This is a genomic window from Gordonia phthalatica (genome assembly GCF_001305675.1).
GTDB lineage: Bacteria > Actinomycetota > Actinomycetes > Mycobacteriales > Mycobacteriaceae > Gordonia > Gordonia phthalatica.
The window spans coordinates 2,636,933-2,657,199 of record NZ_CP011853.1 but is presented as its reverse complement, the minus strand read 5'-3'; the positions used below and the strand labels follow the sequence as shown (position 1 = coordinate 2,657,199).

General features: G+C 68.2%; 17 protein-coding genes. 14 read left to right on the top strand and 3 right to left on the bottom strand.

Annotated elements, in window-relative coordinates:
• Positions 1-64 precede the first annotated feature (64 nt).
• The 8 genes from ftsZ (at position 65) to ileS (ending at position 9,620) form a co-directional block, all read left to right on the top strand.
• Positions 65-1,237, top strand: coding sequence for a cell division protein FtsZ (gene ftsZ, locus ACH46_RS12455; protein ID WP_062393213.1), 1,173 nt, complete (start codon positions 65-67; stop codon positions 1,235-1,237).
• 33 nt (positions 1,238-1,270) lie between these two features.
• On the top strand, positions 1,271-1,999 hold the full coding sequence (gene pgeF, locus ACH46_RS12450; protein WP_062393212.1) for a peptidoglycan editing factor PgeF: 729 nt from the start codon (positions 1,271-1,273) through the stop codon (positions 1,997-1,999).
• Positions 1,996-2,754: a YggS family pyridoxal phosphate-dependent enzyme gene (locus ACH46_RS12445; protein ID WP_062393211.1), complete on the top strand. Its 759-nt coding sequence runs from the start codon at positions 1,996-1,998 to the stop codon at positions 2,752-2,754. Before pgeF ends, ACH46_RS12445 begins: the two co-directional genes overlap by 4 nt.
• 83 nt (positions 2,755-2,837) lie before the next feature.
• Positions 2,838-3,602, top strand: coding sequence for a cell division protein SepF (locus tag ACH46_RS12440; protein ID WP_062393210.1), 765 nt, complete (start codon positions 2,838-2,840; stop codon positions 3,600-3,602).
• Positions 3,603-3,706: 104 nt separating this feature from the next.
• Positions 3,707-4,003, top strand: a complete 297-nt coding sequence (locus ACH46_RS12435; RefSeq protein WP_062393209.1) for a YggT family protein — start codon at positions 3,707-3,709, stop codon at positions 4,001-4,003.
• 333 nt (positions 4,004-4,336) lie between these two features.
• Positions 4,337-5,131: a DivIVA-like cell division protein Wag31 gene (gene wag31, locus ACH46_RS12430; protein ID WP_062393208.1), complete on the top strand. Its 795-nt coding sequence runs from the start codon at positions 4,337-4,339 to the stop codon at positions 5,129-5,131.
• A gap of 55 nt (positions 5,132-5,186) precedes the next feature.
• Positions 5,187-6,125 carry a hypothetical protein gene (locus ACH46_RS12425; protein ID WP_062393207.1) on the top strand — a complete coding sequence of 313 codons (939 nt, stop codon included), beginning with the start codon at positions 5,187-5,189 and terminating at the stop codon, positions 6,123-6,125.
• Positions 6,126-6,380: 255 nt separating this feature from the next.
• On the top strand, positions 6,381-9,620 hold the full coding sequence (ileS, locus tag ACH46_RS12420; RefSeq protein ID WP_062393206.1) for an isoleucine--tRNA ligase: 3,240 nt from the start codon (positions 6,381-6,383) through the stop codon (positions 9,618-9,620).
• Between the two features lie 83 nt (positions 9,621-9,703).
• On the opposite strand, the gene ACH46_RS12415 is transcribed toward ileS, so the two are convergent.
• Positions 9,704-10,480, bottom strand: coding sequence for an SGNH/GDSL hydrolase family protein (locus ACH46_RS12415; protein ID WP_062393205.1), 777 nt, complete (start codon positions 10,478-10,480; stop codon positions 9,704-9,706).
• 51 nt (positions 10,481-10,531) lie between these two features.
• Between ACH46_RS12415 and ACH46_RS12410 the strand changes: the two genes are divergently transcribed.
• Together ACH46_RS12410 and ACH46_RS12405 are read left to right on the top strand one after the other, a co-directional pair.
• On the top strand, positions 10,532-10,717 hold the full coding sequence (locus ACH46_RS12410; protein ID WP_062393204.1) for a hypothetical protein: 186 nt from the start codon (positions 10,532-10,534) through the stop codon (positions 10,715-10,717).
• Positions 10,718-10,760: 43 nt separating this feature from the next.
• The gene (locus ACH46_RS12405) at positions 10,761-12,098 is read left to right on the top strand and encodes a DNA polymerase IV (protein ID WP_236995135.1); all 1,338 of its coding nucleotides are present in this window, start codon (positions 10,761-10,763) and stop codon (positions 12,096-12,098) included.
• Positions 12,099-12,105: 7 nt separating this feature from the next.
• Here the strand turns inward: ACH46_RS12405 and ACH46_RS12400 are convergent, their stop codons facing one another.
• A complete protein-coding gene (locus tag ACH46_RS12400) occupies positions 12,106-13,047 on the bottom strand; it encodes an asparaginase (protein WP_062393203.1) in 942 nt (313 codons plus the stop codon).
• Positions 13,048-13,237: 190 nt separating this feature from the next.
• On the opposite strand from ACH46_RS12400, the gene ACH46_RS12395 reads away from it, so the two are divergent.
• A complete protein-coding gene (locus ACH46_RS12395) occupies positions 13,238-13,816 on the top strand; it encodes a WKL family lipoprotein (protein WP_062393202.1) in 579 nt (192 codons plus the stop codon).
• A 68-nt stretch (positions 13,817-13,884) separates the two neighbouring features.
• On the opposite strand, the gene ACH46_RS12390 is transcribed toward ACH46_RS12395, so the two are convergent.
• Positions 13,885-14,868, bottom strand: a complete 984-nt coding sequence (locus ACH46_RS12390) for a hypothetical protein (RefSeq protein ID WP_062393201.1) — start codon at positions 14,866-14,868, stop codon at positions 13,885-13,887.
• An 83-nt stretch (positions 14,869-14,951) separates the two neighbouring features.
• On the opposite strand from ACH46_RS12390, the gene lspA reads away from it, so the two are divergent.
• The 3 genes from lspA (at position 14,952) to dnaE (ending at position 20,180) form a co-directional block, all read left to right on the top strand.
• Positions 14,952-15,584, top strand: coding sequence for a signal peptidase II (gene lspA, locus ACH46_RS12385; protein ID WP_062393200.1), 633 nt, complete (start codon positions 14,952-14,954; stop codon positions 15,582-15,584).
• Positions 15,577-16,503: an RluA family pseudouridine synthase gene (locus tag ACH46_RS12380; RefSeq protein WP_062393199.1), complete on the top strand. Its 927-nt coding sequence runs from the start codon at positions 15,577-15,579 to the stop codon at positions 16,501-16,503. Before lspA ends, ACH46_RS12380 begins: the two co-directional genes overlap by 8 nt.
• 137 nt (positions 16,504-16,640) lie before the next feature.
• Positions 16,641-20,180 carry a DNA polymerase III subunit alpha gene (gene dnaE, locus ACH46_RS12375; RefSeq protein ID WP_062393198.1) on the top strand — a complete coding sequence of 1,180 codons (3,540 nt, stop codon included), beginning with the start codon at positions 16,641-16,643 and terminating at the stop codon, positions 20,178-20,180.
• The last annotated feature ends 87 nt before the right edge of the window (positions 20,181-20,267 follow it).

Genomic DNA, 20,267 nt, shown 5'->3' with positions numbered 1-20,267 from the left:
ACTTGACATAACTATAACCCTTTGGTTGAGCTTTAGGGTTTCTGTTTCGGAGTAGGAAGGCATCATGACGCCACCCCACAATTACCTGGCCGTCATCAAAGTCGTCGGCATCGGCGGCGGCGGCGTCAACGCTGTCAACCGCATGATCGAGCAGGGGCTGAAGGGTGTTGAGTTCATCGCCATCAACACCGACGCGCAGGCACTGCTGATCTCGGACGCCGACGTCAAGCTCGACATCGGCCGGGAGTCCACCCGCGGTCTCGGCGCAGGCGCCAACCCCGACGTCGGTCGCATGGCGGCCGAGGACGCCAAGGATGAGATCGAGGAGCTCCTCAAGGGCGCCGACATGGTCTTCGTCACCGCGGGCGAGGGCGGCGGCACCGGCACCGGCGGCGCGCCGGTCGTGGCGTCGATCGCCCGCAAGCTGGGCGCGCTGACCGTCGGCGTCGTGACGCGCCCGTTCTCGTTCGAGGGCAAGCGGCGCGGCAACCAGGCGGAGAACGGCATCTCCGCGCTGCGCGAATCGTGCGACACCCTGATCGTGATCCCGAACGACCGCCTGCTCCACCTGGGCGATGCCCAGGTGAGCCTGATGGACGCCTTCCGCAGTGCGGACGAGGTGCTCCTCAACGGTGTTCAGGGCATCACCGACCTCATCACCACCCCGGGTCTGATCAACGTCGACTTCGCCGACGTCAAGGGCGTCATGAGCGATGCGGGCAGCGCGCTGATGGGCATCGGCGCGTCGCGCGGCGAGGACCGTGCGCGCAAGGCCGCCGAAGCCGCCATCAACTCGCCGCTCCTCGAGGCGTCGATGGAGGGTGCGCGGGGCGTGCTCCTCTCGATCGCCGGCGGCAGCGACCTCGGCCTGTTCGAGATCAACGACGCCGCGTCGCAGGTCCAGGAGGCCGCGCACGAGGACGCCAACATCATCTTCGGCACCGTGATCGACGACAATCTCGGCGACGAGGTCCGCGTCACCGTCATCGCGGCCGGCTTCGACAGCACCGGTGCGCAGCAGGCCAAGCGCTCGCAGCACGCAGCGCAGGCCCCCGCGACCGGGGCGGCGGGCGTCGCCAGCGCGTCGGCGGGGCAGACCGCCCGGCCGCCCGCCGACGATCCGCTGTTCCCGTCCAAGCGGGAGTCGGCGGCCAGCCCGTTCGGCGACCAGGGCGCCCGCCGCAACTCGCTGCGGTTCGACGACGACGACGTCGACGTGCCCGATTTCATGAAGTGACCGGGCAGCACGAAACCAGAAGAGCAGGAAGACTTGTCTGACTTCAACGTCCGGCGCGCGGTCACCACGCGCGCCGGAGGCGTTTCCACCGCACCGTTCGATTCGTTCAACCTCGGCGATCACGTCGGCGACGACCCGGCCGCCGTCGCGGCCAACCGGGCGCGCCTGGCGCGCGACCTCGGCGTCGCACCCGATCGGGTGGTCTGGATGGAGCAGCTGCACACGCGCACCGTCACCGTGGTCGACGGTCCCGTCGCGGAACCGATCCCGGCGACCGACGGCATCGTGACGACTCAGCGCGACCTCGTGCTCGCGGTGCTCACCGCCGACTGTGTCCCCGTGCTCCTCAGCGACGACGAGGCCGGCGTCGTGGCGGCCGTGCACGCGGGCCGCGTCGGCGCCCGCGTCGGCATCATCCCGGAGGCGCTCCGCGTGATGATCGACCTCGGCGCCCGCCCCGACCGCATCGGAGCCTTCCTCGGACCCGCCGCCAGCGGCGAGCGGTACGAGGTGCCCGCGGCCATGCAGGCCGATGTCGAGAAGCATCTGCCCGGCAGCGCCTGCCGCACCACCAAGGGCACCCCGGGCCTCGACCTGCGCGCGGGCATCCGGAGGCAGCTCCTGGAGGCGGGCGTGTCCGCGGTGGCCGTCGACCCGCGGTGCACCATCGGCGACACGACGCTGTTCAGCCACCGTCGCGGTGCTCCCACCGGTCGACTGGCCTCCGTGATCTGGATGGACGGCGCCGGAGCCGACGAGTGAACGCCGGTCCGGACGAGACGGCCGGACCCGACGCGCGCACGCAGGAGCTCGCCGCCGCCCTCGCGGCCACGCGGCGTCGACTCGTGGCGGCCGCCGAATCGGCCGGTCGTGCGCCGGAGGACATCGCACTGCTCGTCGTCACCAAGTTCCATCCGGCGGAGGACCTCGCACGCCTGCTGGCACTGGGGGAGCGGGAGTTCGGCGAGTCCCGCGAACCCGAGGCCGGCCGGAAGATCGCACGCGTGCGCGGCGAGGTCGACGTCCCGTTCGCGGCCGACATGATCGGCAGCGTGCAGCGGAAGAAGGCCGGCGGCATCGCCCGGTGGGCGCGTCGGGTGCACTCGGTCGACTCGCTCGCTCTGATCGACGCCTTCGACGGCGCCGCCGCCCGAGCCCTGGAGGCGGGCCACCGTGACGAACGGCTCGGCGTCCTGCTGCAGGTGAGCCTGGACGGCGACCCGAAGCGCGGGGGACTGGTCGCCGCAGACCTGGAGGAGGCCGCGGATCATGTTCTGGCGGCGGAGGATTCGTTGACCCTGGACGGGCTGATGCTGATCGCTCCGCTCGGCCTGGCCGCCGACGACGCGATGGCGCGGATCGCTGACATCCGCGCGGGGTTCATGGAACGGTATCCGGGGGCCGTCGAGCTGTCGGCGGGCATGTCCGGAGACATGGACGAGGCAATCGCACACGGATCGACATGCGTGCGTGTCGGTACCGCGATTCTCGGACCCCGGCCGATACTCTCGCCTTAGTCACATTGGTCACAGCAGAACCACTGATGATCAGTAGTAGCTCTCAATCACAGCAACAACCTCACCGTTCAGGAAGGCACGTAATGACGACGATGCAGAAGTTCAAGGCATATTTCGGCATGGTGCCTCCGAGCGACTTCGAGGACGACTACCTGGCTGAGCCCGACGCGCCCCAGGGCATGTCGGCACGCGAGCGCGCGTACATGGACAAGTACCGCAGCAACGGCACGCGCGAAGATGAGTTCTACGGCGACGAGCCGTTCCGCGAGCGCGACTACCGCGATGCGGACTATCGTGAGCCCTACGGTGAGCCGGAGCCGCGCCTGCGTGAGCCCGCACCGCGATACCGCGAACCCGCGTACCGCGAGGCAGAGATGAGTCGCCCGGCCGACGATCGCTTCGTGCCGCGCATGGAATCCGATCGCCCATACGTCGGTTCTCGTCGCGCGGAGTCCGAGCCGGTGCGTCGTCTGGAACCGCTGAGCCGCTCGTCCAATGTCACCGTGCGCGGCGCCAACGCGATGGCGCTCGATACGCAGATCGACGTCGACCCGCAGTCGGAGAATGCCATGAAGAAGATTTCCACGCTGCGCCCGAGCGACTACTCGGAGGCCCGCACCATCGGTGAGCGCTTCCGCGACGGCAGCCCCGTCATCATGGACCTCGCCGACATGAGCAACGAGGAGGCCAAGCGACTCGTCGACTTCGCCGCCGGCCTGGTGTTCGCGATGCGCGGTTCGTTCGACAAGGTGGCCACCAAGGTCTTCCTGCTGTCGCCCGCGGGCGTCGACGTGACCCCCGAGGAGCGTCGTCGGATCGCTGAGAGCGGCTTCTTCCACCAGGCCTGAGGCCCGCATCTGAACGAGAGACTCGCCACTGACGACGTCGCGCCGCCCCGGAGAAACTCCGGGGCGGCGCGACGTTTCTCAGCGGTATCAGGCACCCTTGAGGGGTGAGCGTATTCCTATGGATCCTGTACTTCGCGTTGTTCTTGTACCTCATCCTGCTGCTCGGCCGGTTCGTCGTCGAGATGGTGCAGTCGTTCGCGCACCGCTGGCGCCCGTCCGGACCCGCCGTCGTCGTCATCGAGATCGTCTTCACCGTCACCGATCCTCCGGTGAAACTGCTCAGAAGGCTCATTCCTCCGTTGCCGCTGGGGCCGGTGCGACTGGATTTGTCTTTGTTGATCGTGTTGATTGTGTTGTCCATCGCAATGCAGGTCGTGTTCCGACTCGCCGCAACCGCTTGAGAAATCACATGATTGTGGTTCATCCGATCCTCGCAGGTGAGTCCGCTCGGCAGCGGTCGATCGCGTCGATGTGACGACTTTCCGCAGGTCCGGCGCGGGGTTCGATTCGGCCTAGTTTTGGTTGCGAACAGGACGCGGGGAGGCAACACGCCTTGGTCCTGGAGTGACGAGATGACACGCTAGTTACACAGTGGTACTGGTATTAATAGAAATGCGATCAAGTTCGGATCGGTCGGTTCTCGTGTCTGAGACCGTCGGACTCGATTGATCACGCCCAGAAGATGACGTGTACCAACCGGCACGCACCAAACTTTGACCAAGGGGAGAGGCGAAATGCGGCTCACACCAGCTGATGTGCATAACGTCGCGTTCAGCAAACCGCCGATCGGCAAGCGCGGTTACAACGAAGACGAGGTCGATCAGTTCCTCGACTTCGTCGAAGCTGAACTCGCGCGTCTGATCGACGAGAACGCAGACCTGAAGCAGCGCGTCGGCGAACTCGAGACCGAACTCGACGAAGCCCGTTCGGGAGCGCCCGAGCGCACCCAGGCCTTCGCCGCCGTTCCCGAACCCGCGGCGACGCCGGCACCGGCACCGGTGGCAGCGCCCGCCGCAGCGGCCCCCGTCGCCGACGAAGACGCCAGCATGCGTGCCGCTCGCGTCCTCGCCCTGGCGCAGGACACGGCGGACCGGGTCACCGGCAGCGCCCGCAGCGAGGCAGAGGGCCTCTTGGCGGATGCCCGCCAGCGCTCGGACGCCATGGTGAACGAGGCGCAGAGCACTGCGGACGCCACGCTCAGCGACGCGCGTCAGCGAAGCGAGACCCTGCTGGCAGAGGCGCAGACCCGCGCCGAGACCCAGGTCCGTCAGGCGCAGGAGCGTGCCGACTTCCTGCAGCGCGACGCCGAGCAGAAGCACACCGAGATCATGACGACCATCAACCAGCAGCGCACCGTGCTGGAGGGTCGCATCGAGCAGCTCAAGACCTTCGAGCGCGAATACCGCACCCGCCTCAAGACCTACCTCGAGTCGCAGCTCGAGGAGCTGCAGCAGCGCGGCAGTGCTGCTCCGGTCGAGGGCGGTCAGCAGGCCGGTTACGCCCCCGAGGGCGGATACCAGCAGGGCTGATCGGATCTGACATCGCCGTGAATACGCGAATCTTCTCCGAACCGACGGGGGCGCAATGCTGAGTCTCGCACTGGCCGCGACCCTCGTCGGTTTCGGTCTGCTCGTGTTCGCCCTGATGATGGCGAACCTTCCGCTCGCCATCGCCTGCGTGGTGGTCTGCGTGGTGGGCCTGATCCTGCTCATCGTCGACACCCTGCGGGCCAACAAGCGTGGCCGCAGCGACGACGACGAACCGCTCTTCACCATCCGCGGGCGCGAGTCCGCGGCACGCGAAGAGCCGCTCGAAGACGAACAGGACGACGGCGTGCCCGCTCCGGCGGTCCCGTCGGACAACGCGGACTCCGACGCCGCGACGACCGCCGCGTACGGCGATCAGACGGCGTCCACGTGGTCGCTCCACGGTGGTCAGACCTCCGGCGGAAGCGATTCGTCCAGCGGCCTCGGTTCGCTCGTCGCGCCCGCCTCGGAGCACGTCTCGGACACTGCGCCGGAATCCGGATCGGGTGGTTTCGCGCCGCTGTCAGGCGGTTTCGAAGCCGCGGCACACGAGCGCGGTGACGCTCGCGGCGGTGACGTCAACGACTACCTCCGGTCGACGGGGTCGTTCCCCGCTCAGATGGCGGAGCCGTCGACCCCCGCGGTTTCGGAGACGGCGGTCCCCGAGACAGCGGTCCCCGAGGCAGTGATTCCGGAGCCCGTGGGTCCGGAGGAGAGTGCCTCCGAGTCGGCTGTCGTCGAGAATCGGATCCCCGAGGCCGGGGTCGAGGAAGCGGTTCCCGCCGCGGACGAGGTTCCCGTGAGCGACGTCGAGCCGGAGGCTCCGACCGATCCCGCGCCGACTCGGGAGCAGCCCGAGCCGTATGTGGGGCGTCGTCGCCTGGCCGGCGATCCGACCGACAACATCGTCGTCCGGTCGGCCAGTCCGGACCTTCCGGCCATGCAGTTCGTGTGGGACGATCCGGACGCACAGCCGAAGGGCGACGCACCGAACTGAGTGCAGTACACTCGTTTCTCGACAGCGATGATCCGGCAATCACCGGTGAGCTCCCGGAAGAACAGGCCCAGGCGGCCCCAGTAGAACCGGGCGGGCGCGGCCCGACACCGCCGCAACGATGAGAGGCGCATCCGAACCGGATGCGCAAGCGGGGTGGTACCGCGCGCAGCCCGAGGCTCACGAGCCCGCGGCGAGGCGTCCCCGTGCCGTCAGGGCCGACGACCGTCGGCCGTCACCGGGCACGAGGAGCAGCGCGTGAGCGATCAGACCACCGATTCCGACCAGCAGGACGTCCGCACGCATGCCTATCCGATCGTCGACCTCACCGACGGCACCGGCCGCGGCGCACCGTCGTTCCCGGCGGTCGAGGAGTCCGTGCTGGCCTACTGGGACGCCGACGACACGTTCAAGGCGTCCATCGCGAACCGTGCCGACGCGCCGGAGTTCATCTTCTACGACGGCCCGCCCTTCGCCAACGGACTCCCGCACTACGGCCACCTCCTGACCGGCTACGTCAAGGACGTCATCCCGCGCTACCAGACGATGCGCGGCAAGAAGGTCGACCGCCGCTTCGGTTGGGACACGCACGGACTGCCCGCCGAGCTCGAAGCCGAACGCCAGCTGGGGATCAAGGACAAGTCCGAGATCGAGACGATGGGCGTCGACAAGTTCAATGCCTACTGCCGCGATTCGGTGCTCCGGTACACCGGTGAATGGCGCGACTACGTGACCCGCCAGGCGCGGTGGGTCGACTTCGACAACGACTACAAGACGCTCGACCTCGACTTCATGGAGTCGGTGATGTGGGCGTTCAAGAGCCTGCACGACAAGGGCCTGGTGTACCAGGGCTACCGCGTGCTGCCGTACTCCTGGTACGAGCAGACGCCGCTCAGCAATCAGGAGTCCAAGCTCGACGACGCCTACCGGATGCGGCAGGATCCCGCGGTCACCGTGACGATGCCGTTCGTCGTCGCCGACGGTGAGCCGCTCGCCGAGCTGAACGGCGTCAACGCTCTCATCTGGACCACCACGCCGTGGACGCTGCCGTCGAACCTCGCGATCGCCGTGCACCCGGAGACCGAGTACTCGCACATCCGCACCGAGGACGGCGGCGAGTACCTGATGGCGACTGCGCTCGTCGGCGCCTACAAGAAGGAGCTGGGCGAACCCGAGACCGTCGGCACCTACGTCGGCGAGCAGCTGGCGGGTCTGCGTTACCGGCCGCCGTTCGACTTCTTTGTCGCCGCCGGGAGCGAAGCGAGCGGGGCGGATCAAGAACAGGCCGACCGTCGACATCGTGTCCTGCTCGCCGACTACGTGACCACCGACAGCGGCACCGGCGTCGTCCACCTGGCTCCGGCCTTCGGTGAGGAGGACATGGACGTCGCGACCGCCAACGGCATCGAGGTGGTTCAGCCCCTCGATCCGGGCGGCCGGTTCACCGACCTCGTCCCGCCGTACGTCGGGCAGATGGTCTTCGACGCCAACCCGAACATCATCAAGGACCTCAAGACGTCGGGTCGCATCCTGCGGCACGAGACGATCGAGCACTCCTACCCGCACTCGTGGCGCTCGGGACAGCCGTTGATCTACATGGCGGTCCCGTCGTGGTTCGTGGCCGTCACCAAGGTCAAGGACCGCATGCTGGAGCTGAATCAGGAGATCACCTGGTCTCCCGCCCACATCCGCGACGGCCAGTTCGGCAAGTGGCTCGAGGGCGCGCGCGACTGGAACATCAGCCGCAACCGCTACTGGGGCGCCCCGATCCCGGTGTGGATCTCCGACGACCCCGCGTACCCGCGCGTCGACGTCTACGGCAGCCTGGACCAGATGGAGGCCGATTTCGGCGTCCGCCCGGACAACCTCCACCGCCCGTACATCGACGAGCTCACCCGCCCGAACCCGGACGACCCGACCGGCCGCTCCACCATGCGGCGCGTGCCGGAGGTCCTGGACTGCTGGTTCGAGTCGGGCTCCATGCCGTACGCGCAGGTCCACTACCCGTTCGAGAACACCGAGTGGTTCGACGGCTCGGCGAACGAGATCGCCCACAACCCGGGCGATTTCATCGTCGAGTACAACGGCCAGACCCGCGGATGGTTCTACAACCTGCACGTCCTGGCCACCGCCCTCTTCGACCGCCCGGCGTTCAAGACGGTCGCCGCGCACGGCATCGTCCTCGGCGACGACGGTCAGAAGATGAGCAAGTCCAAGCGCAACTACCCGGACGTCAACGAGGTCTTCGACCGCGACGGCTCCGACGCGATGCGCTGGTTCCTGATGGCGTCGCCGATCCTGCGTGGCGGCAACCTGGTCGTCACCGAGCGCGGCATCCGCGAGGGCGTGCGCCAGGCGCTGCTGCCGATGTGGAACGCCTACAGCTTCCTGCAGCTGTACGCGGACCGCCCGGCGACGTGGCGCACCGATTCCCAGCACATCCTGGACCGCTACATCCTGGCCAAGCTGTCGGCGACGCGCGACGAGATGACCTCGTCGCTCGACGTCTACGACATCGCCGGCGCATGCGAGAGCTTCCGCGAGTTCTGCGAGTCGCTGACCAACTGGTACGTCCGCCGTTCGCGTGCCCGATTCTGGGCCGGTCAGGACGAGGACGCCGACGCCTTCGACACCCTGTACACGGTGCTCGAGGTGGCCGGCCGTCTGGCGGCGCCGCTGCTGCCGCTCGCGACCGAGGCCATGTGGCGCGGTCTCACCGGCGAGCGGTCGGTGCACCTCACCGACTGGCCGACCGCCGACGAGCTGCACGCCGACGCCGACCTCGTCGACGCCATGGACCGCGTTCAGACGGTCTGCTCGGTCGCGTCCAGCGTCCGCAAGGCCAACAAGCTGCGCGTGCGCCTGCCGCTGCCGGAGCTGACGATCGCGTCGCCGACCGCCGACCGGCTCGCCCCCTACGTCGATCTGATCGCCGAGGAGATGAACGTCAAGAACGTGGTCCTCACGACCGACGTCGACGCCGTGGGGCGCGTGGAGGTGGCGGTGAACGCCCGCGCCGCCGGACCGCGCATCGGCAAGGACGTGCAGCGCGCCATCAAGGCCGTGAAGTCCGGGAACTGGGAGCTGCGCACCGACGCCGAGACCGGTGAGGACGTCGTCGTCGCCGACGGCATCGAGCTGCGCGGTGAGGAGTTCACCCGCAAGCTGGTGGCGGTGGCGCCCGAGTCGACAGCCGAGATGCCGAGCGGCGCAGGCCTGGTGGTGCTCGACACCGCCGTCACGCCCGAACTGGAGGCCGAGGGCTGGGCCAAGGACCGTGTCCGCGAACTGCAGGACGCGCGCCGCAACCTGGGCCTGGACATCTCCGACCGCATCTCGGTCCGCCTGGTGGTCCCCGAGGACCACGTCGCGACCGCGACCGCGCACGCCGACCTGATCTCCGGCGAGGTCCTCGCGACCTCCTTCGACGTCGTCACCGGTGAGCCCGCCGCCATCGAGCTCAGCCACGGCGTCAGCGTGGACATCGCGAAGGCGTAGTCTCGGTCGAATCCGCGTAAGTCGCCGTCAGAAGCGGGGTTCACAACCCGGCTTCTGACGGCGGACTACGCGGATCTTGCTCGCTACGCGTCGCGGTAGCGACGCATCTCCGGGTAACGCGGCGAGAGGGTGTCGCCGGACGACACGCCGCGGAGGCGGCGACCGAGCCAGGGCGCGAGGAAACCGCGCGTCCAGTCGAGGTCGGCACGACGACCCCGCTGCGCGACCGACGGCCCCGTGTCCGACGGCTCGGCCGGTTGCAGCGCGTGGTCGACGCCGAGCGCGTCGAGCACCGCGATCGCCATCCGCTGGTGCCCGGCGGGCGACATGTGCAGGCGGTCGAAGGACCACAGGCGGTGATCGTCGTAGTCTCGGATCCGCCAGTAGTCGACCAGCGCGGTGCCGTGCGCGTCGGAGATCTGCCGCATGCCCTCGGCGAGGATCGCGAACCGACCGCGCAGCGAGCCGAACAGCGGGGTGGCGCCCGGATCGTGCGGAGTGAACAGCGCGACGGTGGCACCGTCGGCGCCCAGTCGGGCGACGGCGTCGTCGTAGTACCCGAGGAGATCGTCGAGGTCGACGGTCGGCCGCAGGATGTCGTTGCCGCCGGCGTGGATCGTGATCAGATCCGGAGACATGGCGAGAGCGACGTCGACCTGCTCGTCGACGATCGGCTTCAGTTTCCGGCCGCGGATCGCGAGATTGGCGTACGACAGCTCCGGATTCAGCCGGGACAGTTCGGCGGCGACGCGGTCGGCCCAACCGCGGACACCGTTCGGCAGATCCGCGTCGATGTCTCCGACGCCTTCGGTGAACGAGTCGCCGAGGGCGACATAGCGAGTGAAAGTCACCCGATGCATGGTACGTCGCGGCGCGGCGTCGACCGAGTCCGGTGGCGATAGAATGAGCCCATGAGCAGCGACGACCTGGAACGACTCCAGCGGTGGGAAGACAACGGAGCGCAGTGGCAGGTCGTCTCGCTGCGTCCGAACTCGGCGACCATCTCGCTGCTGCGCTGCGACGCGGGGGAGGAGGTCGAGCGGTTCACGACCTCCGATCCGCGAGTGCTGGAGCGGTGCCGCGAGCATCGTGACTGACCACGGTTCCGAGCCCAGCCAGCGCTGGGTGCTGCACATCGACATGGACGCGTTCTTCGCGTCCGTCGAACAACTCACCCGCCCCACCCTCGCGGGCCGTCCGGTGCTGGTCGGCGGCCTCGGCGGACGCGGCGTGGTCGCAGGTGCCAGCTACGAGTCGCGCGTCTACGGTGCGCACTCGGCGATGCCGATGCATCAGGCCCGGCGCCTCGTCGGCGGTGCGGCGGTCGTGGTGCCGCCGCGCGGGTCGGTGTATTCGGTGGTCAGTCGGCGGGTCTTCGCCTTGGTCCGGACCTTCATCCCGGTCATCGAGACCCTGTCGTTCGACGAGGCCTTCGGAGAACCCGAGCACCTGGCCGGGGCGACGGTCGACGACGTCGCGGCGTTCGCCGAACGGCTGCGCGGCGCGATCCGCGCCGAGACCGGGCTGCCGGCGTCGGTCGGCTTCGGGTCGGGGAAGCAGATCGCCAAGATCGCCTCCGGAATGGCGAAACCCGATGGCGTGAAGGTGATTCCGCCGTCGACGGAGCTCGCTTTCCTGCACAGCCTGCCGGTTCGCAAACTGTGGGGCGTGGGGCCGGTGACCGGTGATCGACTCGCGCGTCTCGGGGTGGAGACCATCGGGCACCTCGCCGCGCTCTCGGAGCCGGAGGTGATCTCGGTGCTCGGCGCGACCGTCGGTCCGGCGCTGCACCGGTTGGCGCAGGGGATCGACGACCGCCCCGTCGCCGAACGGGCCGAGTCGAAGCAGATCAGTGCGGAGTCGACCTTCGCGGTCGACATCGTCGACGCCGCCACGCTGCGCGCCGCGGTGACGGGGGCGGCGGCGGATGCGCACCGGCGCCTCGCCGGCGACGGGCGCGGCGCGCGCACCGTGGTCGTCAAACTGAAGCGGTCGGACATGTCGATCCTGACCCGGTCCATCACCCTGCCTGCGGCCACCACCGACCTCGACGTCCTGACCGCGGCGGCGCTTCGGGTGATGCTGGACCCGCTGCAGGTCGGTCCCATCCGGCTCGTCGGCGTCAGTTACTCCGGGTTGTCGGAGACCCAGCAGGAGTCGCTGTTCCCCGGACTGGGGGCGGGTCTGGACGACCTCGACGACACGGACGTCGTCGACCACGAACCGGAATCGATGGTGACCGAAGAGGATTCGACGGGAACCGCGGTGATCAGGGAGTGGCCGACGGGGGTCGACGTGACCCACCCCGAGCACGGCCACGGCTGGGTGCAGGGCGGCGGACACGGCTTCGTCACCGTGCGCTTCGAGACGCGCGCCACCGGTCCCGGTCGCGCTCAGACCTTCCGACTGCCGGAACCGGCACTGCAGCGCGCCGACCCGCTCGACAGCCTCGCCTGGGATCTCGACGGTCTGGGCTGAGTGCCCATCAGGCCGTCGGCGACGACGCGCGGAAGAACTCCGCGATCGCCGCGGCGTCCGCGCCGGTCGACAGCAGCGCGATCAACGCCATGCGTGCCTGCGGAGCCCGCAGCCACGGGGAGAAGATGGCGCCCGCCCGCACCAGGTCGACGCCGCCACCGCCGCCGCCGTAGGTCGGCTCCACGCGGCCGTAGGGCACCCGCGTCGACACGACCACCGCGACGTTCTTCTGCACCGCCTGGTGGACCTCGGCGGTGATGTCCGGGTGCGTGTTGCCGGAACCGGTGGCGGACAGGACGATGCCGGCCGCGTTCTGGGCGACGCCGGAGGCGATGGTGCCGGGGGAGACGCCCGGGTACAGCGCCAGCAGATCGACGCGCGCCGGACGTCCCTCCGGCAGGGTCTCGGCGACCAGCGGACGCGGCATGTTCGGGTGCACGGTGTCGAACGCGACAACGTCGGTGGTGGAGATCTTGAAGGCGCCGCGCGCGCCGAGGACACGGCCGCCGAGGGAGATGAGGACGCCGCGACCGCGGGAATCGGGGTCGGCGGCCAGCGTCACCGAGGCGGCGATGTTCGCAGGCCCGTCGGACAGCGGGTGATCGGTGGCGTACTGCGCGCCGGTGAAGACCACCGGTCGCGGATCGGCGGCGAAGACGTCGGCTAGGTAGGCCGTCTCCTCGAGCGTGTCGGTGCCGTGCGTGACGACGACGCCCGCCACCTCCGGGTCGGTGAAGGCCTCCGCGACGGCCGCGACGATCGCGAACTGATCGCGGACGGTCAGCGCCGACGAGTCCTTCGTCATCAGTTCGACCGGGCGGACCGAGATGCCGGCGGCGGTCTCCGGTACCAGGTCCGCGGCGTGCAGGACGGGGACCGTTCCATCCTCGGTGCTGCGGGAGGCGGCGGTGCCACCAGTGGTGATCATCACGACCTGACGAATGCTCATGGCATCGATTCTCGCATCCCGGACCCGAATATGTGTGCAGGTCGACTGGGGCTGACGAGACAGATGAGACGAAGCTGAGAGAACGGTCAACGCGGGACGGGTGAGTGCGAATACCGGTGGGTCTTTGGCATAGTGGTTTGAGTTCGGCCCCGGGAGGGTCTAGGAAACCGACAACGTTAGGACGACTTCGGTGAACATTCGTAAATTGGCCAGCGGCATCGTGATCGCGGGAGTCCTCGCCACCACGGCGGCCTGCGGTGGCGGCGACGACTCGAACCTGCCGCCGGTTCCGACAGCAGCCGCATCCGAGACCGCGACCACCACGGCGGCCACCGGGTCCGAGTCGGAGATGACGAACCCGAACAAGGTTCCGAGTGTCGAAGCACTCAACGAAATGCTCCAGAAGGCGCTCGATCCGTCGATCAAGCCCGCGGACAAGGTTGAACTCGTCGAGGGCTCCGAGGTGGATCCGGCTCTGTTCAAGGAGCTGGTGAAGGCGAAGAAGGACAACCCCGACGTCACCTACAAGATCAAGAAGCCGATCCTGAAGGACGGCCCGAAGCGCGCCAAGGTCAAGGTGGAGATCAAGCTCCCCGACAACCCGCCGACCAAGATCGACGCGTCGATCGTGTTCGACAACGGCCGCTGGAAGCTGTCGAAGCAGACCGTGTGCCCGCTCCTGAGCCAGACCGACGTCAAGTCGCCGCTGTGCGCCGACTCGTCGAGCAGCAAGGCCAAGAAGCCCAGCACCAGCAAGAAGGCGGACTGATCGGGAACACCGATCAGGCTTGAGCCGACCGGGCTCGCAGCCGACCGTTCACCCTCGTCGGGACGAAGTCACTTCGACTTCTTCCAGGCGAGGGTGAATTCGTTCTGTTGGAGGATCGGTCGGTTGGGGTCGTCGCCGACCAGTTCCCGACCACCCTTCATCGTCAACGTGCCCGTCGTCGGCAGGAGGCGGCGCAGGTCGACGACGAACGAGCCCGTGCCGCTCATCGAATAGCGGCTGATGTGCAGCTTGGCATCCGATCCGGGGATCGCGAAGACGGAGTTCACCGGCTCCTCGCTGACCGTCACGTCCAGATCCAGGACGTCGCCCTTGCGGGAGACCAGGGTGACGGTCATCGTCTGCGTCACGGTCGCGGCGGCGCTGACGGTCCGGACCGCCCGCCAGGTGGCGCCCGGTGCGACCGGCGTCGTCGGGAGCGGCACCGCGTAGTCGAGCGCTCCGATCAGCGACTGCTCCAGGGAACTGCGCGCGGGGGACTGCGCGGAGTCGTTCGGCTTCAACCGCAGGCGGGTCGGCGACATGCCCGCAGCGAACGACAGTCCGGCGGTCGAGCCGTCGAGGTCGGTCAACAGCGGCGCGAGATCGGTGTCCTTGCTGGTCGGCGCGCCGATACCGAGCTCCAGGCTCGTCGGGTCGTCGCACACGATCCGCGCGGTGAGCGGCGTGACCAGCTGCTGCTGGGTCTTCTGGACCTCGTTCTTGTCGCTGCCCTTCGCGGTCGGCGCGATGCTGGCCTCCGTCGAGGAGGTCTCCAGCGTGACCTCCTGACGCGTGCCTGCGTCGGGCGACACCGTCAGCGGTTTCGCCTCGCCCTGGCCGGGGGAGACGACGCTCACCTGGGTGTCCGGAAGATTGATCGATCGCGCACCGTTCGTCTTGCTGGCGGCGGTGGCCGCGCAGGGGCCGTCGTCGACCGGCTCTTCGGACGAGCAGGCGGTGAGGCCTGCGGCGACGACGAGGGCCGCGGCGGCCGTGCTCACCGCGCGACGGCGCAGTGCGGGACGATTCGAGAGCGGAGGCGAGACGGTCACCCTGGCGAGCTTAACGGCTCCGATTCGGACAGCCGACGAGGCAGGGTGCAATGCGGGCGAGCCGAGTGTGGACAATTGGAGTCATGAACTCATCCGCGGCGCAGGGCGCCGGAGTCCCGTCGCGCCGTCGCGGAGTCGCACTGATCCCCGTCCTCGTGACGGTCGCGGTGGTCGCGTACCTGATCGACGTGCTGAGCAAGGTCGCGGTGGTCGCGACGATGGAGTACGGCGAGCCGGTCTCGGTGATCGGCGACTTCTTGACCTTCCAGCTGGCGCGCAACAGCGGTGCCGCGTTCTCGATGGCGACCGGATACACCTGGTTGCTGACATTCGTGGCGCTCATCGTGGTGCTGGGCATCGTGCGCTACGCCAAGCGGCTCGGATCCCTCGGCTGGGTGATCGGCCTCGGGCTGGTACTGGGCGGCGCCCTCGGCAACCTGACCGATCGCATGTTCCGCTCGCCGGGACCGTTCCGCGGGCACGTGGTCGACTTCATTCAAGTCGGCAGTTGGTGGCCGACGTTCAACATGGCCGACTCGGCGGTCGTCTGCGGCGCGGTCCTGCTGGTGCTGCTGACTCTGCTCGGCTACGACTACGACGGGTCGCGCACCGGATGGGCTGCGCGGAACCTGCCGGACGGCGACGCGACCGAGGACGGCGAGGAGCAGGCCTCCGGAGACAAGGGGGACACGGACAAGGAGGACAGGGATGCGTGATTCACGGGCGATGCCGGTGCCGGACGGGCTGCACGGCATGCGGATCGACGCCGGGGTGTCCCGCATGCTCGGACTGTCGCGGAACGTGGTCGCGGGACTGGCCGACGCGGGCGACATCACCGTCGACGGCGTCGCCGTCGGGAAGTCGCACAAGCTGGTCGCGGGCACCTGGCTCGACGTCACCCTCCCGGAGCCGGAACAGCCGCTGACGATCGAGCCGACGCCCGTCGAGGACCTCGAGGTGATCTACCACGACTCCGACATCATCGTCGTCGACAAGCCCGCCGGGGTGGCGGCGCATCCGTCGCTCGGCTGGACCGGTCCCACCGTCGTCGGCGCGCTGGCCGCCGCGGGGTTCCGGATCTCCACCTCGGGCGCGCAGGAACGGCAGGGCATCGTGCATCGCCTCGACGCGGGCACCTCGGGGGTCATGGCCGTCGCGGCGTCCGAGCGGGCTTACACCCTCCTCAAGCGCGCCTTCAAACAGCGGACGGTCGACAAGCGGTACCACGCCCTGGTCCAGGGGCATCTCGATCCGTCGTCGGGCACCATCGACGCCCCGATCGGCAGGCACCCGGGCGGGGACTGGCGGTTCGCGGTCACGGCGAACGGTCGTGCGTCGGTGACGCACTACGACACCGTCGAGATGTTCGCCTCCGCGTCCCTGCTCGACGTCCACCTGGAGACCGGTCGGACGCATCAGATCCGCGTGCACTTCTCGGCGCTGCACCATCCGTGCTGCGGTGATCCGACGTACGGCGCCGATCCGAAGCTCGCCGCGCGACTCGGCCTGGACCGCCAGTGGCTGCACGCCAGGATGCTGGCCTTCGCGCATCCGGCCGACGGTCGCCGCGTCGAGTTCACCGCCGAATACCCGGCTGATCTGCAGCACGCGATCGATGTGCTGCGGGAGCCCTGACACGCCCGTACTCGGAGCACTCCCGGGCCCGGTCGCCTCATCTGTCACAGGTCAGCGAGCCGGAAGCCGTGTGTCGGAGGAAGTCTCTACAGTGGAGTCGTCGCAAGCCAGTCGGATCGCCTTAAAGGAGCTGCCGCGTGTCGGGGTCGTTCGTTCATCTTCACAATCACACCGAGTACTCGATGCTCGACGGTGCCGCGAAGATGTCGCCGCTGTTCGCCGAAGCAGATCGGCTGGGGATGACCGCGATCGGCATGACCGACCACGGAAACATGTTCGGCGCCAGCGAGTTCTACAACACCGCCAAGAAGCACGACATCAAACCGATCATCGGCATCGAGGCGTACATCGCCCCGGAGTCGCGGTTCAACACCAAGCGAGTCCTGTGGGGCACCCGCGACCAGAAGGGCGACGACGTGTCCGGCTCGGGCGCGTACACGCACATGACGATGGTCGCCGAGAACGCGACCGGACTGCGGAACCTCTTCAAGCTGTCGTCGCTCGCGTCCATCGAGGGTCAGCTCGGCAAGTGGGCTCGCATGGACGCCGAGATCATCGCCGAGCACGCGAACGGCATCATCGCGACCACCGGCTGCCCGTCGGGTGAAGTCCAGACTCGACTGCGCCTCGGCCACGACCGGGAGGCACTGGAAGCCGCCGCCAAGTGGCAGGAGATCTTCGGCAAGGAGAACTTCTACCTGGAGCTGATGGAGCACGGCCTGGAGATCGAGCAGCGGGTGCGCTCGGGGCTGCTCGACATCGGTCGCAAGCTCGGCATCAAGCCGCTGGTCACCAACGACTGCCACTACGTGACGCAGGAGCGGTCGACGGCCCACGAGGCGCTCCTGTGCCTGCAGACCGGCAAGACCCTGTCGGATCCGACGCGATTCAAGTTCGACGGCGACGGCTACTACCTGAAGTCGGCCGAGGAGATGCGCCAGTTGTGGGACGACGTCGTCCCGGGCGGCTGCGACTCGACCCTGGAGATCGGGGAGCGCGTCCAGTCGTACGACGAGGTGTGGCAGCATCACGACCGGATGCCGATCTTCCCGGTGCCCGACGGGTACACGCAGGAGTCGTGGCTGGCGCACGAGGTGATGGCCGGTCTGGACCGTCGGTTCAACGGCAATCCGCCCGCCGAGTACATCAAGCGGGCCGAGTACGAGATGGGCGTCATCAACCAGATGGGCTTCCCGGCCTACTTCCTGGTGGTCGGCGACCTCATCTCGCACGCTCTGGAGGTCGGGATCCGCGTCGGGCCCGGTCGTGGTTCGGCCGCCGGGTCGCTGGTCGCCTACGCGATGGGCATCACCAACATCGACCCCATTCCGCACGGTCTGCTGTTCGAGCGGTTCCTGAACCCCGAGCGCGTGTCGATGCCCGATATCGACATCGACTTCGACGACCGTCGGCGCAGCGAGATGATCACCTACGCGTCCAACAAGTGGGGCCACGACAAGGTGGCACAGGTCATCACCTTCGGCACCATTAAGACGAAGGCCGCGATCAAGGACTCGGCGCGCGTCCAGTTCGGTCAGCCCGGCTACGCGATCGCCGACCGCATCACCAAGGCGCTGCCGCCGCCCATCATGGCCAAGGACATCCCGGTGTGGGGCATCACCGACCCGGAGCACGAGCGGTACTCCGAGGCGGCCGAGGTCCGCACGCTGATCGAGACCGATCCCGACGTCAAGAAGATCTACGACACCGCACTCGGCCTCGAGGGCCTGGTCCGTAACGCCGGCGTCCACGCCTGCGCGGTGATCATGTCGTGCGAACCGCTCACCGACGCGATCCCGGTGTGGAAGCGCGCCCAGGACGGTGCCATCATCACCGGGTGGGACTACCCGTCCTGCGAGGCCATCGGCCTGCTGAAGATGGACTTCCTGGGCCTGCGCAACCTGACGGTCATCGGCGACGCGATCGAGAACATCAAGACCAACCGCGGCATCGACCTCGACCTCAACACGCTGCCGCTCGAGGACGAGAAGACCTACGAGCTGCTGGCCCGCGGCGACACCCTCGGCGTCTTCCAGCTCGACGGCGCGGCCATGCGCGAACTGCTGAAGATGATGCAGCCCACCGGCTTCGAGGACATCGTCGCCGTTCTCGCGCTGTACCGACCGGGTCCGATGGGTGTCAACGCGCACACCGACTACGCCAAGCGCAAGAACGGCCTGCAGGACATCAAGCCGATCCACCCGGAACTCGAGGAACCGCTGAAGGAGATCCTCGCCGAGACGTACGGTCTGATCGTCTACCAGGAGCAGATCATGCAGATCGCTCAGAAGGTGGCGGGCTACTCCCTCGGTCAGGCCGACCTGCTGCGTCGCGCCATGGGTAAGAAGAAGAAGGCCATCCTGGACGAGGCCTATGACGGCTTCGCCGAGGGCATGAGGACCAACGGTTTCTCGCAGGACGCCATCACCGCCCTGTGGGACACCGTCCTTCCGTTCGCCGGCTACGCGTTCAACAAGTCGCACGCCGCGGGCTACGGCCTGGTCTCCTTCTGGACCGCGTACCTGAAGGCCAATTACCCGGCCGAGTACATGGCCGGTCTGCTGACGTCCGTCGGCGACGACAAGGACAAGGCCGCCATCTACCTGGCCGACTGCCGCAAGATGGGCATCACCGTGCTGCCGCCCGACGTCAACGCTTCGCGCGCCGACTTCGCCGCCGTCGGTGAGGACATCCGTTTCGGCCTCGCCGCGATCCGCAACGTCGGCACCGGCGTCGTCTCCTCGATCATCTCGGCCCGCGAGGAGAAGGGGGCGTTCGCCAACTTCTCCGACTACCTCGGGAAGATCGACGTCCACGCCTGCAGCAAGAAGGTCACGGAGTCCCTGATCAAGGCCGGCGGCTTCGACTCGATGGGACACGACCGCAAGGGGCTGTTCCTGGTGCACGCCGACGCGATCGACGCGGTGCTGTCGACGAAGAAGGCCGAGGCCATCGGTCAGTTCGACCTCTTCGGCGGCGCCGGAGCGGGCGACGACGCGGTGGACGACGTCTTCGCGGTCAAGGTCCCCGAGGACGAGTGGGACACCAAGCACAAGCTCGCCTTGGAACGCGACATGCTCGGCCTGTACGTGTCCGGGCACCCGTTGGCCGGACTCGAGCACGCGATCGCGGCGCAGACCGACACGTCGATCCACTCGCTGCTCGAAGGCGAGGTGCGCGACGGCGCGCAGATCACCATCGGCGGCATCATCTCGTCGGTCACCCGCCGGGTGAACAAGAAGGGTGAGCCCTGGGCCGCGGTCACCATCGAAGACATGGTCGGTGGCGTCGAGGTGTACTTCTTCCCCCGCGCGTACGTCGCGTACGGCATGGACCTGGTGGCCGACAACATCGTCCTGGTGCGAGCCCGCGTCAACAAGCGCGACGACTCGACGATGATCAGCGCCAACGACCTCGCCGTTCCCGACCTGTCCGCGGTGGGCACCACCAAGCCGCTCAACCTGACCCTGTCGGCGCGTGTGTGCACGCCGGACCGTGTGAGTGCGCTGAAGCAGATCCTGGTGCGTCACCCCGGCACGTCCGACGTGACGGTCACCCTGGTCAGCGAGCGCAACAAGCAGACCCAACTGCGGTTGACCGACGCCCTGCGCGTCGCCCCGACGTCGGCGCTGATGGGCGATCTGAAGGCGCTGCTGGGACCGGGGTGCCTCGCGTAGGGGAGCGACGTTCGCGTCCCGGACGCACATCCGAGTGACCGCCGGAGTCCGCGCAGTTCAGAACTGCGCGGACTCCGCCGTCACACG